Here is an 11,717-nt window from a genome sequence, read left to right on the forward strand (position 1 = left end):
CTGGTCGCCAAGCTCAAGGCGCTGGGCGTCACGGGGTAATCATCCCCTCCGTTCGAAACGAACGGGGATGGGACGTAGAAAGGTAGAGACATGAAGACGTTGGTATGGGCCGAGCACGACAACGCCGCCCTCAAGGACGCGACGCTGGCGACCGTCACCGCGGCGGGCAAGCTGGGCGAGGTGCATCTGCTGGTCGCCGGTCATGACTGCGACAGCGTGGCGCAGGCCGCCGCGAAGATCGCGGGAGTCGCCACCGTCCACGTCGCCGACGATGCCGCCTACGAACATCCGCTGCCCGAAAGCGTCGCGCCGCTGGTGGTGGAGCTGATGGCCAGCCACGACGCGTTCGTGGTGCCCGCGACCACCACCGGCCGCAACCTCGCGCCGCGCGTTGCGGCCCTGCTCGACGTGATGCAGATCAGCGACATCCTGTCGGTCGAGGACGAGCGGACGTTCACCCGCCCGATCTATGCCGGCAACGCGATCGCGACGGTGACCACCTCGGACGCAAAGCTGGTGATCACCGTGCGCGGCACCGCGTTCGACAAGGCCGCGGCCGAGGGCGGGTCGGCGACGATCGAGCCCGTGTCGGCCGCAGCGCAAGGCCAGGACAAGGCGAGCTTCGTGTCGTCCGAGATCGCCGCATCCGAACGCCCCGAACTGACCAGCGCCAAGATCATCGTCTCGGGCGGCCGCGCGCTCCAGAATGGCGAGAATTTTCACAGCATCATCGAACCGCTTGCCGACAAGCTCGGCGCAGCGGTCGGCGCCAGCCGCGCCGCGGTCGATGCGGGCTATGTCCCCAACGACTATCAGGTCGGCCAAACCGGCAAGATCGTCGCCCCCGAACTCTATATCGCGATCGGCATCTCCGGCGCGATCCAGCACCTCGCCGGCATGAAGGACTCAAAGACCATCGTCGCCATCAATAAGGACGAAGACGCCCCCATCTTCCAGGTCGCCGACATCGGCCTGGTCGGCGACCTGTTCAACATCGTCCCCGAACTCACGGAGAAACTTGCATGAACATCCACGAATATCAGGCGAAGGAACTGCTCGCGAAATTCGGGGTACCGGTCCCTGCGGGCTTCGCCGCGATGAGCGTGGACGAAGCGGTCGCGGCAGCGGGCAAGCTGCCCGGCCCGCTCTATGTCGTGAAGGCGCAGATCCACGCCGGCGGACGCGGCAAGGGCAAGTTCAAGGAACTGCCGCCCGAGGCCAAGGGCGGCGTGCGGCTTGCCAAGACCGCGGACGAGGTGCGCGCGGCGGCGACCGACATGCTCGGCAACACGCTGGTGACGATCCAGACCGGTGACGCGGGCAAGCAGGTCAATCGCCTGTACGTCACCGACGGGGTCGACATCGCCAAGGAATTCTACCTGGCATTGCTGGTCAACCGCGCCACCGGCCGCGTGTCGATGGTCGCATCGACCGAAGGCGGGATGGATATCGAAACCGTCGCGCACGACACGCCCGAGAAGATCCACTCGATCGATATCGACACCGCGACCGGCTTCATGCCGCACCACGGCCGCGCGGTCGCGGCGGCGCTCGAGCTGAAGGGCGATCTCGCCAAGCAGGCGGCGAACGTCGCATCGAAGCTGTACGACGCGTTTCTCGGCACCGATGCCGAGCAGATCGAGATCAACCCGCTCGCCGTCACCGATGACGACAAGCTGATGGTGCTCGACGCCAAGGTCGGCTTCGACGGCAACGCGATGTTCCGCCACAGGGATTTGATGGAGCTGCGCGACGAGAGCGAGGAGGACCCCGCCGAACTCGAAGCGTCGAAATACGACCTGGCGTACATCAAGCTCGACGGTGACATCGGCTGCATGGTCAACGGCGCGGGCCTTGCGATGGCGACGATGGATATCATCAAGCTGAACGGCATGTTCCCGGCCAACTTCCTCGACGTCGGCGGCGGCGCGTCGAAGGAAAAGGTGACTGCGGCGTTCAAGATCATCCTCGCCGATCCGAACGTGAAGGGCATTCTCGTCAACATCTTCGGCGGGATCATGAAGTGCGACATCATCGCCGACGGCATCGTTGCCGCGGCGAAGGAAGTGAATCTGTCGGTGCCGCTGGTCGTCCGGCTCGAAGGCACCAATGTCGAGAAGGGCAAGGAAATCCTCAGCCAATCCGGCCTCGCCATCGTGCCCGCCAACGATCTCGGCGACGCAGCGCGCAAGATCGTCGCGGAGGTCAAGGCCGCCTGATGTCGATCCTCGTCAACGCTTCGACCCGGGTCATCACGCAGGGGATGACCGGCGAGACCGGCACGTTTCATACGCAGCAGGCATTGGACTATGGCACGGCGATGGTCGGCGGGGTGACGCCGGGCAAGGGCGGCACCACGCATCTCGGCCTGCCGGTGTTCGACACGGTGGCCGAGGCGGTGGCGAAGACGCAGGCGACCGCCAGCGTGATCTACGTCCCGCCGCCCTTTGCTGCCGATTCGATCCTCGAGGCGATCGATGCTGAAGTACCGCTGATCGTGACGATCACCGAAGGCATCCCGGTGCTCGACATGGTCAAGGTCAAGCGCGCGCTGAGTGGCAGCAAGTCGCGGCTGATCGGTCCCAACTGCCCCGGCGTGCTGACGCCGGGCGAGTGCAAGATCGGGATCATGCCGGGCAGCATCTTTTCCAGGGGCTCGGTCGGCGTCGTCAGCCGCTCGGGCACGCTGACCTATGAGGCGGTGTTCCAGACGACCAACGCAGGGCTTGGCCAGACCACCGCGGTCGGCATCGGCGGCGATCCGGTCAACGGCACCAACTTCATCGACGTGCTCGAGCTGTTCCTGGCCGACGAGGCAACGACCTCGATCATCATGATCGGCGAGATCGGCGGATCGGCAGAGGAAGAAGCGGCGCAGTTCCTCGCCGACGAGGCAAAGCGCGGGCGCAGCAAACCGATGGTCGGGTTCATCGCCGGCCGCACCGCGCCGCCCGGGCGCCGCATGGGCCATGCCGGCGCGATCGTGTCGGGCGGCCAGGGCGGCGCCGAGGACAAGATTGCGGCGATGGAGGCGGCAGGCATCACCGTCGCCGCGTCGCCGTCGGAACTGGGTTCGACGCTGGTCGAGATGCTCAAGGGCTGACGTACCCCGGCTTGCGCCGGGGTACCGACTTACAACACTGGCCCTGAAATCACTCGCGGCCGTTTGGTATCCTGTACCGGCTCGGCGTCGATCAGCTTCTGGATCGCGGGCGAGCGGGTATCGAGCCTGGCATATTCGCGGGCCGAACGGCCGGCGATGATGTCTTTCTGGTCGGGGTTCGCGCCCAGCTTGAGCAAGCGCCGCACCATGTCGAGATTGCGGCGCTGGACCGCTCGGATCAGCGGGGTCTCGCCGCTCGAATTGGCGAGATTGACGTCGGCCTTGTACAGCGCCAGCGTATCGACGCCCTCGCCGAAGCTGTTCTCGACCGCCAGCATCATCGGCGTATTGCCGTCCTTGTCCTGAAGATTCGGATTGGCGTTCTTCTGCAGCAGGAACCGCAGGTAGAGCGAATCGCTGCGCTTGGTGACGATATGCAGCGCGCCGTCGCCGGTCACGCGATCGCGGGTATTCACCACCGTCGTGCCGGGCTGGTTGAGAATCTCGACGATTTCATTGCCCTTGGCCCCGCGAACGGCGTCGAGAAACTTGTACCCGGCCGAGAAGTTCTGCGCGAAAACAGGGGCGGGGGCGATCAACAGGCTGGCGACGAGCGCAAGGCGTAGCGGGGCATAGTGCATCGGTGCGGCATTCCCGGATAAGCGACGATGGGTTGCACCATGGCTGCTATCAGATCATGGCTGGCGATGCCATGAACCAGATGAATTTCGCTCTTGCCGGCTTGCTGCTGCTGTCCGCGTGCAACGGCCAGCCGGCGCAGCCCGCTGCCGAACCGCCGCTGGCCGGGGCCAGCATCGGCGGCCCGTTCGTGCTGACCGATCAGACCGGCAAGACCGTTCGCGATACCGATTTCGCCGGTCAGTACCGGATCGTCTACTTCGGATATACCTTCTGCCCGGATGTCTGCCCGGTCGACGTCCAGAACATCGGTGCGGGGCTCAAGGCGCTGGAACGGTCCGATCCCGCAATCGCTGCAAAGATCACCCCAATCTTCATCACCGTCGATCCAGAGCGCGACACGGTGCCGGTGGTCGGACAGTTCGTGGCGGCGTTCCATCCGCGCATGGTCGGGCTTACCGGATCGCCGCAAGCGATCGCCAAGGTCGCCAAGGAATTTGCGATCTTCTATGAAAAGCGCCAGGCGCCGGGCGCGGCGGAATATCTGGTCGACCATAGCCGTCAGGCCTATCTGATGGACCCCGACGGCAAGCCGCTGGCACTGCTTCCGGCCGACGTCGGCGGCGTCGAGGTCGCGGCCGAGATCAAGCGCTGGGTGACGTGAGCGGGCGGTTCTGGGAAGATGTGCCGCTGGCAAAACTCGACCGCGCGCAGTGGGAAGCACTGTGCGACGGGTGCGGCAAATGCTGCCTGCACAAGCTCGAGGACGAAGACAGCGGCGCCCTCGCGGCGACCAACGTTGCGTGCCGCCTGCTCGACACGCATACCGCGCGTTGCACCGATTATCGCAACCGCCGCGCGTTCGTGCCAGACTGCGTGCGCCTGACCGCGCGCAGCGCCGATCGCATCCAATGGCTGCCCGGCACCTGCGCGTACAAGCTGCGCGCGAATGGCGAGCAGCTGCCCGATTGGCATTATCTGGTGTGCGGCGATCGCGAAGCGGTGCACCGTGCGGGCGAATCGACGCGGGGCTGGACGGTGTCCGAGGATCGTGTCGGCAATCTGGAGCACCATTTGATCGACCGTGATTTGTGACGTCGCCGATCGAGATCGTCCGGCATCCGCGCGCACGCCGCCTGCGGCTGTCGGTCGATCCTGCGACCGGCGCGATCCGATTGGTCATGCCACCGCGATACGCGGAACGCCGCGCGCTCGCTTGGGCGCAAGAACAGCAGTCCTGGATCGCCGAGCAGCGCGGCAGGTTGCCCCAGCCGCGACCCTTCGTCGACGGCGCGCGTGTCCCGCTGGGCGATGACGAAGTGACGATCGTCTGGCGACAAGATGCGCCGCGCCTGCCGAAGCGGGAGGCGGCGACGTTGGTGTGTGGCGGCCCGCCGGAACGCATTGCGGCGCGGATCGAAGCATGGCTCAAGCGGACGGCGCTGGCCGCGCTGACCGCGGACACGCTGCGTTTCGCAAAGCGGGCCGGAGTAGCGGTCGATGGCGTGGCGATCGGCGACCCGCGCGCGCGCTGGGGCAGTTGTTCGTCGCGCGGCAATATCCGCTACAGCTGGCGGCTGATCCTGGCACCGGTATTCGTGCAGGAAGCGACCGTTGCCCACGAAGTCGCGCACCGCGTCCACATGAACCACGCGCCGGCGTTTCATGCACTGGTGGCCGAACTGCTCGGGACCGACCCGGGTCCCGCCTATCGCTGGCTCCGCGATAACGGCGCTGCGCTTCACTGGTTCGGGCGCGCTTCCTGACTGCGGCGATCAGGCGGCGGGGGTAGCGGCGTACGGCTGCCCTGCACGGGTTCGGGATCGCTCGGCTGGTCGCGCCCCAGCACACGGTCGATCCATTCGCCGTCGAGGCGCTCCTGCTGCGGCTCGGGTGTCGGCGCCGAGCGCGGCGGCGCATAGGGATCATTGCCGAAATATTCGCCGGGCTCGTCGGGTACGCCCATTCCCGGCTCGACGATCGGGTTGCCGTCCTCGTCGACGAACAGGCCGTTGTCGGGCTCGCCATAATAGGACTCGGCATCGGGTTCGAGCTGCCATTCGGGCAGGGTGACCTTGGTGTCGAACTCTTCGATCGGGCGCTTGGCCGTCGCGGGCTTCATGAACGCTGCAAATGCCCGCGCCGGCGCGGTACCGCCCTGCAAGCTGCCGACGCGCTTGGCGTCGTCACGGCCCATCCACACGCCGGTGGTGAGGCCACTCGAAAAGCCGACGAACCAGCCGTCCTTGTTCGACGTGGTCGTGCCGGTCTTGCCCGCGACGGGGCGGCCGATCTGCGCCGCCCGGCCCGATCCCGACGCGACCGCGGTCTGGAGCAGGTCGGTCATCTGCGCAGCGACATAGGGCGCGACGAGCACGCGCGACGTGTCCACCTCGTGGCTGTAGATCACCTCGTCATTCGCGGTGACGCGGGTGATGCCATAGGGGGTCACCGCCACCCCGCGGCTTGCCACCGAGGCGAACGCGCGGGTCAGTTCGATCAGCCGGACGTTCGACGTGCCGAGCACCATCGCCGGGCGCGTGTTGATCTCGGTGGTGATGCCGAAACGGCGCGCCATGTCGGCAACGGTGCCGAAGCCCAGTTCCTGACCCAGCTTCGCGGCGACGGTGTTGAGCGAATAGGCGAACGCGGTGCGCAGCGACACCGTCCCGCTGAACCGGCCCGACGAATTGCGCGGGCTCCACCCCTGGATGGTTACCGGTCCGTCGACCACCTGATCTTCGGGCCGGTAGCCAGCTTCGAGCGCGGCGAGATAGACGAACAGCTTCCACGCCGATCCCGGCTGGCGTTCGGCCTGGGTCGCGCGGTTATAGATCGAGCTGACATAATCCTTGCCGCCGACCATCGCGCGCACCGCGCCGTCGCGGTCGAGGCTGACCAGCGCGCCCTGAGTGCCCGACGGCGTGTTGTTGCGTACCGCGCTGTCGGCGGAGCGCTGCATCGAGAGGTCGAGCGTCGTCCACACATCGAGCGGCGCCTGCGTCTCGTCGATCAATACCTCGAGCTGCGGCAGCGCCCAGTCGGTGAAGTAGCGTACGCTGTTCTGCCGCGGTGCGGGGGCCAGCTCGACGTCGGTCGGCCGGGCGGCAGCGGCCTCGCCAGCACTGATCGCGCCGGTCTCGACCATCAGGTCGAGCACCACCGAAGCGCGGCCGACCGCGGCTTCGGCATCGGCAGTCGGCGAGTAGCGCGACGGTGCCTTGACCAAGCCTGCGATGACCGCGGCTTCGGACAGGTCGAGCGTTTCGGCGGGGTGTGCGAAGAAGCGCCGCGAGGCAGCGTCGATGCCATAGGCGCCGCCGCCGAAATAGACCTTGTTGAGATAGAGCTCGAGGATCTGCTGCTTCGAAAATTTGCGCTCCATCGCCAGCGCGAGGATCATCTCGCGAAACTTGCGGCCGATGTCGTATTTGTTCGACAGGAAGATGGTCCGCGCGACCTGCTGGGTGATCGTCGAGGCGCCCTGCAGGCGGCGGTCGGTGCCGTAATTGTCGAACGCGAACTTGGCGATGCGCGCCAGCGCGACCGGATCGACGCCCCAATGCGAATAGAAGCGGCGATCCTCGACCGCGATCATCGCGTCGCGCATCACCTCCGGGATGTCGGCATAGGGTAGCCATTGGCCATAGCTTGGCCCGAGCGACACGATGATCGTGCCGTCGGCGGCGCGCACCCGGACCATCTGGCCATTGGGCGACGATTTCAGCTCATCATAGCTCGGCAGCGAATTGCGCGCGGTATAGACCGCCACGAACAGCGCAATCGCGGCGATCACCGCGCCGACGGCCCCGATGCCGACTGCCCATAGCAGATAGCGGCGCCACGCCGGGCCGCGCTTCTTGGAACGGGATGCTGGCATCAGTGCCGCCCCGGATACGCGCTACGCGGCGTTGTCACAAGGTATCAGTCTGCCCCGTTCCCCGCCGATCGCGCGCGGAAATCCAGCGCGATCGAATTCATGCAGTACCGAAGGCCGGTCGGCGGCGGGCCATCGGGAAAGACATGGCCGAGATGCCCGTCGCAGCGCGCGCAGCGTGTCTCGATCCGCGTCATGCCGTGGCTGGTATCCTTGTGATCGGTGACCGCTTCGGCAGTCAGCGGCTGGGTGAAGCTGGGCCAGCCAGAACCCGAATCGAACTTGTCGTCGCTGTCGAACAGCGCATTCCCGCATCCCGCGCAGCGATAGATGCCGTCGGCCTTGTTGTCGTTGTAATGCCCGGCAAAGGCACGCTCGGTCCCCGCCTCACGCAGCACGTGATATTGCTCGGGCGTAAGCCGCTGGCGCCATTCGGATTCGGAAAGGTTCAATTGGTCCATGCGCTCAGATGTGTGATGCCGATGCGCTGTCGTCAATCGGGATCGCACGGATGCGGGTCAACCGTGCGGCGGCGTCGGCGAGCATCGGCAGCGTGTCCATCGCCCGCACCAGCAATGCGCCGCCGACGCGGTGCTCCGCGAGCGTTCGCAGCAACCCGGCATTCCGTAGCGGCACGCGGGCGTCCCTGGCGAAGCGTGCCTGAAAACCCATAGCGCCGGCGCTACCGGCATTTCGCCAGCGCGCCACTGCCGCCGCCGCACTGGCGATCGCGATGCCGATGCCTTCGCCAGCCAGCGACGGGATCACCGCAGCCTGATCGCCCAGACGATAGTGCCCCGCACCGGTTTCGCATGCGCGCCAGCCATAGGGGACGTTGGCAACGGCATCGATCGGGGTGGCGTCGTCCCATGCCGCCAGCCGATCGCCCAAGGCGGGATGCTCGGTGCCCAGCGCCTGCAACAGCCGCACAGGATCACCTGCGGCGTCGAGGCGCGAGCGATGCACCGCCATGCAGATATTGGCGGTGCCGTCTTCCTGCAGCACGATCCCGGCATAGCCTCCAGTGAAGCAGTGCAGCTCGATCCGGCCTGCCAGGGTTTGCGCCATCGCCCTGCTGGGCGTCACGCGCACCCGGATGCCGAGCGTCGGATCGCGCCCGCGCGCGTGTGCCGGACGCGCAACACCGCGCAGGTCGTGCTTGCCGGTAGCAAGAAAGATCGTTTCGGGCGCGAGCGTCGCCCCGTCGGCAAGGTGCGCGCCGTCGCCATCTAGGGCGCGAATGCGGACGCCCAGTTCGATGCCCGCGCCTTCCCGCTGCGCAGCCGCGAGCAGTAGGGTGTCGAGGCGATGACGCGAAACGCCGCGCGCCGGGGCGGGCAAGCGGGCCTCGGCATGCCGGCCGGCAGCGAAGATCCGGACATGCGTGACGGGCACCGGGTTGAGGTCGTCTGGAGATACGCCCAGCGCTTCAAGCGCCGCAAGCGTGCGCCAGCTGACGAAGCCGCCGCAGATCGCGTCGCCGATTGCGCGCTGGCGTTCCAGCAGCACCGGGCGGGCGCCGACACGCGCCAGGCGGATCGCGGCGGCGGCGCCCGCCGGCCCGCCTCCCAGGATCAGCGGATCCGCGCGACGCATAGCCGGAACGGGAACCAGCGCTCGACGCGCGCACCGGTGATGCCTGCCTCCGCCAGCAGGGGTGGCCATTCGTGCGGGCGATAGGACCGCGCGATCGACAGTCGGCCGTCGTGGCGCACGATCGGGTGCCAGCGCATCGCCGCCGCGAGCACCGGAAAGCCGGCATGGGCCAGGCGATGGCGGTGGAGATCGTTGACGAACCAGCCGATCCGGGCCTGCGCCCGCATGAAACGCAAAAAGGCGATCAGCTGCATGCGATCCATATGGTGCGCGACCAGGCTCGACACCACTACGTCCCAGTCTTCGCCGGCTAGGTCGGCATAGTCGCCGCTGCGATAGGTAATGCGACCGCCGCCGTCGCCTTTGGCTTGTGCCGCAGGAGCACTGTGGGGATTGAGATCGATGCCGACCAGTTCCGCTGCGACGCCGCGGCGCGCGGCCCAGCGAGCGATCGTCCGCAGCATGTCGCCATCGCCGAACCCGACATCGAGCAGGCGCAGGTGCGTGCGGCTCGCGATCGCGCGATCAAGGAATCGCATCGTCGGACGCGCCGCCATCGTCACGCGATTGACCTTGGCGAGGTCGCCGAGGACGGCCGCGTAGACCGCCGGATCGAGGTCGGGCGCGTCCATCCTCTCATCCTCGATGGCGCGGGTGACGAGCCGGGTCATGCGCTCGAAAAACCGAACCCCTCGGCGGCAAGGCCGGGGCCGAATGCAAGCGCGACGCCGTTCTCGATGCGCGCGCCGTCGATCAGGTCGGCCAGCACGAACATCAGCGTTGCCGACGACATATTTCCGAATCGCGCCAACACCGATCGCGATGCCGTCAGCGCCTCGGGACCAAGACGGAGCGCGCGCTCGACGGCATCGAGGATGGACCGGCCGCCGGCATGGACCGCCCAGGCGCCGACTTCGGCAACGTCGCGCCCGCCGGTCACCGCCGAGGCGATGGCCGGATCCGCAAGCGCGGCGGCGATCCTGCCCGGCACCTCGCCCGACAGATGCATGCGAAACCCCTGGTCGGTGATCGCCCATTCGATCAGCTCCGCGCTGTCGGGCAGGGTCGTGGCGAAGGGCGCGTCGAGCCGCAACCCCGCCGGATCGGCCGAAACGAGTGCGGCAGCGGCGCCATCGCCGAACTGCAGCATCGCCAGCATCGGTTCGAGCGCCCGGGTTTCGGTGAGATGCAGGGTGGACAGCTCGACGCACAGTACCAGCACCCGCGCGTCGGGATCCGAGCGTACGATGTGCCGTGCGCTGCGCAGCGCGGCGACCGCGGCATAGCAGCCCATGAATCCGACCAGTAGCCGCTCGACGCTCGGCGGCAGGCCGATCGCGCGCGCGATGATCTGGTCGATGCCGGGCGCGACGAAGCCGGTGCAGCTGGCGACGACGAAATGGGTGATGCCGGACAAATCTTGTTTTGCGCGCAGGGCGTCGATTGCGGCGATACCGAGCCGCGGTGCCGCTTGCGCATAGACCTCCATGCGCGCCTGCGTCCCGGGAAGCACCGGTTCGGCATAAAATCCGCCGCGGGCAACCGGCGATCCCCCGCTTTGGGTCGGGTCGAGCACCGACCAGCGATGTTCGATCCCCGATCGCTCGGCCATGCGCTGGAACAGCTTGGCGTCGCGGACATCGTCGAAACGGCGCAGCGCCCAATCGACAAAGGCGGGATGAATATCGTGCCCCGGAACCGCCGTGCCGATCGCATTCACATAGGCATTGGTCGGCACGCGGTTCTCATTTCAATCGGCGGCTACCGCACGGCTGGCGGTCACCCCGCGATCAACGCTTCCATGCCCAGTAGAGTTGCGCAGGCGGGACGTTCCACCACTCCATAGCGTGGTCGATATCGTCGAAATGCGGCGCAATGAAGTCGCGGCACTTGGGCGAGAACTGATAGACCAGGAACGCGCCGCCGGGGCGCAGGACGTCGAACGTCGCCTTGCCGATCTGGTCGCCGACGCCCGCAGGCAGCGTCGAAAAGGGCAGGCCGGACAGAACATAATCCGCCGCCGCATGGCCGTGATCGGCAACGATGGCGCCGACATCGGTGGCCGAGGCATTGATCGCCGAAAAGCGGGGATCGCGGATGGTGCCGCGCAGATAGGCGACGAATTCGTCATTGGTGTCGATCGCGATCAGCTGGGCATCGGGCGCCATGCGATCGAGGATCGGGCGGCAGAAGGTCCCGACGCCCGGGCCGTACTCGACGAAAACCTTGGTCTCGGCCCAATCGACGCGCGACAGCATCTTGTCGATCAGCTTGGCCGACGAAGGCACTACCGATCCGACCATCACCGGATGCCGCACGAACCCACGCAGGAACATGCCCCAGGGCGATGGCGTGCCAGCCGGGCGGCGGACCCGCGTACGCGGGCGGGCTGTGGTCGATGAACTGTTCATGGAAATCCTGTGCAGACCCGGGAGACGACGCGCCGTCGCCAAATTGAAATGGCTGCGTCGCAAAGTTGCAACGAACATGCAAGCAGGCGAG

Annotated in this window: 13 protein-coding genes; 6 read left to right on the forward strand and 7 right to left on the reverse strand. The window is 66.9% G+C overall.

The window, feature by feature from the left end:
- Positions 1-90 precede the first annotated feature (90 nt).
- The 3 genes from FHY50_RS00005 to sucD are packed head-to-tail and all read left to right on the forward strand — an operon-like array spanning position 91 to position 3,103.
- Positions 91-1,026, forward strand: coding sequence for an electron transfer flavoprotein subunit alpha/FixB family protein (locus FHY50_RS00005; RefSeq protein ID WP_140046326.1), 936 nt, complete (start codon positions 91-93; stop codon positions 1,024-1,026).
- A complete protein-coding gene (gene sucC, locus FHY50_RS00010; protein WP_140046327.1) occupies positions 1,023-2,219 on the forward strand; it encodes an ADP-forming succinate--CoA ligase subunit beta in 1,197 nt (398 codons plus the stop codon). The genes FHY50_RS00005 and sucC overlap by 4 nt, the downstream gene beginning before the upstream one ends.
- Entirely contained in the window at positions 2,219-3,103 is an 885-nt protein-coding gene (sucD, locus tag FHY50_RS00015; protein ID WP_140046328.1) for a succinate--CoA ligase subunit alpha, read from the forward strand. The genes sucC and sucD overlap by 1 nt, the downstream gene beginning before the upstream one ends.
- Before the next feature lie 29 nt (positions 3,104-3,132).
- Here sucD and FHY50_RS00020 read toward each other — a convergent pair whose 3' ends face one another.
- Positions 3,133-3,744, reverse strand: coding sequence for an ankyrin repeat domain-containing protein (locus FHY50_RS00020; protein WP_140046329.1), 612 nt, complete (start codon positions 3,742-3,744; stop codon positions 3,133-3,135).
- Positions 3,745-3,815: 71 nt separating this feature from the next.
- Here FHY50_RS00020 and FHY50_RS00025 point away from each other — a divergent pair, with 71 nt between their 5' ends.
- From FHY50_RS00025 to FHY50_RS00035, 3 genes are read left to right on the forward strand one after another with little or no spacing between them, the layout of a single operon-like run.
- Complete coding sequence (locus FHY50_RS00025; RefSeq protein WP_244935266.1) at positions 3,816-4,406, forward strand: SCO family protein; 591 nt, start codon at positions 3,816-3,818, stop codon at positions 4,404-4,406.
- Complete coding sequence (locus tag FHY50_RS00030; RefSeq protein ID WP_140046331.1) at positions 4,394-4,837, forward strand: YcgN family cysteine cluster protein; 444 nt, start codon at positions 4,394-4,396, stop codon at positions 4,835-4,837. Before FHY50_RS00025 ends, FHY50_RS00030 begins: the two co-directional genes overlap by 13 nt.
- Positions 4,834-5,508, forward strand: coding sequence for a M48 family metallopeptidase (locus FHY50_RS00035; RefSeq protein ID WP_140046332.1), 675 nt, complete (start codon positions 4,834-4,836; stop codon positions 5,506-5,508). Before FHY50_RS00030 ends, FHY50_RS00035 begins: the two co-directional genes overlap by 4 nt.
- Here the strand turns inward: FHY50_RS00035 and FHY50_RS00040 are convergent.
- The 6 genes from FHY50_RS00040 to FHY50_RS00065 are packed head-to-tail and all read right to left on the reverse strand — an operon-like array spanning position 5,484 to position 11,626.
- A complete protein-coding gene (locus FHY50_RS00040) occupies positions 5,484-7,622 on the reverse strand; it encodes a transglycosylase domain-containing protein (protein WP_140046333.1) in 2,139 nt (712 codons plus the stop codon). The genes FHY50_RS00035 and FHY50_RS00040 overlap by 25 nt on opposite strands.
- Positions 7,623-7,666: 44 nt before the next feature.
- A complete protein-coding gene (gene msrB, locus FHY50_RS00045; protein ID WP_140046334.1) occupies positions 7,667-8,080 on the reverse strand; it encodes a peptide-methionine (R)-S-oxide reductase MsrB in 414 nt (137 codons plus the stop codon).
- A 4-nt stretch (positions 8,081-8,084) separates the two neighbouring features.
- Positions 8,085-9,215 (reverse strand): NAD(P)/FAD-dependent oxidoreductase, encoded by a 1,131-nt coding sequence (locus tag FHY50_RS00050; protein ID WP_140046335.1) that lies wholly within the window; start codon positions 9,213-9,215, stop codon positions 8,085-8,087.
- On the reverse strand, positions 9,194-9,886 hold the full coding sequence (locus FHY50_RS00055; RefSeq protein WP_140046336.1) for a methyltransferase domain-containing protein: 693 nt from the start codon (positions 9,884-9,886) through the stop codon (positions 9,194-9,196). Before FHY50_RS00055 ends, FHY50_RS00050 begins: the two co-directional genes overlap by 22 nt.
- On the reverse strand, positions 9,883-10,953 hold the full coding sequence (locus tag FHY50_RS00060) for a type III polyketide synthase (RefSeq protein WP_140046337.1): 1,071 nt from the start codon (positions 10,951-10,953) through the stop codon (positions 9,883-9,885). Before FHY50_RS00060 ends, FHY50_RS00055 begins: the two co-directional genes overlap by 4 nt.
- A gap of 52 nt (positions 10,954-11,005) precedes the next feature.
- The gene (locus tag FHY50_RS00065) at positions 11,006-11,626 is read right to left on the reverse strand and encodes a class I SAM-dependent methyltransferase (RefSeq protein ID WP_140046338.1); all 621 of its coding nucleotides are present in this window, start codon (positions 11,624-11,626) and stop codon (positions 11,006-11,008) included.
- Between the last annotated feature and the right edge of the window lie 91 nt (positions 11,627-11,717).

Source organism: Sphingomonas japonica, from assembly GCF_006346325.1.
Taxonomy (GTDB): Bacteria; Pseudomonadota; Alphaproteobacteria; order Sphingomonadales; family Sphingomonadaceae; genus Sphingomonas; species Sphingomonas japonica.

Excerpts from the sequence above, each read along its gene's own strand:
- msrB (WP_140046334.1), bottom strand. The coding sequence starts at position 8,080 with ATGGACCAATTGAACCTTTCCGAATCCGAATGGCGCCAGCGGCTTACG.
- sucC (WP_140046327.1), top strand. The coding sequence starts at position 1,023 with ATGAACATCCACGAATATCAGGCGAAGGAACTGCTCGCGAAATTCGGG.
- FHY50_RS00050 (WP_140046335.1), bottom strand. The coding sequence starts at position 9,215 with ATGCGTCGCGCGGATCCGCTGATCCTGGGAGGCGGGCCGGCGGGCGCC.
- FHY50_RS00020 (WP_140046329.1), bottom strand. The coding sequence starts at position 3,744 with ATGCACTATGCCCCGCTACGCCTTGCGCTCGTCGCCAGCCTGTTGATC.
- FHY50_RS00055 (WP_140046336.1), bottom strand. The coding sequence starts at position 9,886 with ATGACCCGGCTCGTCACCCGCGCCATCGAGGATGAGAGGATGGACGCG.
- FHY50_RS00065 (WP_140046338.1), bottom strand. The coding sequence starts at position 11,626 with ATGAACAGTTCATCGACCACAGCCCGCCCGCGTACGCGGGTCCGCCGC.
- FHY50_RS00040 (WP_140046333.1), bottom strand. The coding sequence starts at position 7,622 with ATGCCAGCATCCCGTTCCAAGAAGCGCGGCCCGGCGTGGCGCCGCTAT.
- FHY50_RS00025 (WP_244935266.1), top strand. The coding sequence starts at position 3,816 with ATGAACCAGATGAATTTCGCTCTTGCCGGCTTGCTGCTGCTGTCCGCG.
- FHY50_RS00005 (WP_140046326.1), top strand. The coding sequence starts at position 91 with ATGAAGACGTTGGTATGGGCCGAGCACGACAACGCCGCCCTCAAGGAC.
- sucD (WP_140046328.1), top strand. The coding sequence starts at position 2,219 with ATGTCGATCCTCGTCAACGCTTCGACCCGGGTCATCACGCAGGGGATG.